The organism is Caenibacillus caldisaponilyticus (assembly GCF_002003465.1).
Lineage (GTDB): Bacteria > Bacillota > Bacilli > Bacillales > Sporolactobacillaceae > Caenibacillus > Caenibacillus caldisaponilyticus.
The window spans coordinates 1-1,050 of sequence record NZ_BDDQ01000141.1 but is presented as its reverse complement, the minus strand read 5'-3'; the positions used below and the strand labels follow the sequence as shown (position 1 = coordinate 1,050).

Sequence of the window (1,050 nt, the reverse complement as noted above, 5' to 3'; positions counted from 1 at the left end):
CACCAAAAATTCCTTCGTACAAATCCATATTATCCTCCTTCCATTCCCGCGGTACTTAGCTTCGCCCCGCGGGAGGCGATGATTTTCAAGCATGTTCGCGGCAGTATTCGAGATATTCTTCGCGTTCTTCATCGGATACCCAATCATCGGCGAATTTTTCGAAGTCATCGCCATATCCGAACCAGAAATCCCAAACGCTGTCGATCCGATCGTCATCGAGCCACTCTACAAAATTGTCGAAGGATTCAACTTGAAAGTCTTTTGAGATGCACCATTGCACGAATTTATCGGCCGCGAAGCTCCAATCAGAATCGGATCTATGGAGATTCAAGAAAATATTTTTGATACGATCTTTTTTGCTCGGTATGAGCTCGCCGATTGCTTCTCCATCGTCAAGATCAACCGGGACACCATCCTCATATGTGCATTCTTCAATGGGGAATTCTTGAACATCCCCATTTGGGATCGGCTCATGCCATTCTATGATGCCGTCCTCGCGAAGATAGAATCCACAATCGTACATTTCTCCATTTCGGATGAAAACACGATCGATGTACCACTTGCACGGCTCCCGAGTTTCAAATTCGGATCGCAATGCTTCAAGAAATGCTTTTCTTGCATCCTCTTCGGTCTCATGATAGCTAAGTCCACTTTCGCCTTCTTCGATTTGGTACGACGGAACATCATCCGCGAACGGATAGGACGGGCCCCAGGCGAAGAAGTACCGTCCGTCATCGACTTTCCCGACGACGTATGCTTCACCGTCGATCGGGAAGTCATCGCGTCGGGCGATTGTCTCAACGACTTGAGCCATGATGTTCAGCTCCTTCTCCTTTTTAGTGGTGTATTCTTCAATGAACCTCCTGATCAATTCGCTGCCATTTGTTGCGGCTCGATTGTTTGCCCGTTGCCACCGAGCCCAAAGAGTATCCTCGATTCTGAATTGGCGTTTGATTAACCCCACTGTTGTCACCTCATGCGATATTCTTTTCTACATCGTCCACAGTCACATCGACGATCTTTCCGCCGACTACGGCGACAAAATAGCGA

At 47.8% G+C, this 1,050-nt stretch carries 2 protein-coding genes; one reads left to right on the top strand and one right to left on the bottom strand.

Translation table 11 applies throughout. The features are described from left to right. Window positions 1-85 precede the first annotated feature (85 nt). Complete coding sequence (locus CCB157_RS16870; RefSeq protein ID WP_143287138.1) at window positions 86-814, bottom strand: hypothetical protein; 729 nt, start codon at window positions 812-814, stop codon at window positions 86-88. Between the two features lie 40 nt (window positions 815-854). Here CCB157_RS16870 and CCB157_RS18165 point away from each other — a divergent pair. Continuing rightward, a partial coding sequence (locus CCB157_RS18165; RefSeq protein WP_238594762.1) for a hypothetical protein occupies window positions 855-1,050 on the top strand: 196 nt, incomplete at its 3' end.

Coding starts and splice junctions, on each gene's coding strand:
- CCB157_RS16870 (WP_143287138.1), bottom strand. CDS start 814: ATGGCTCAAGTCGTTGAGACAATCGCCCGACGCGATGACTTCCCGATC.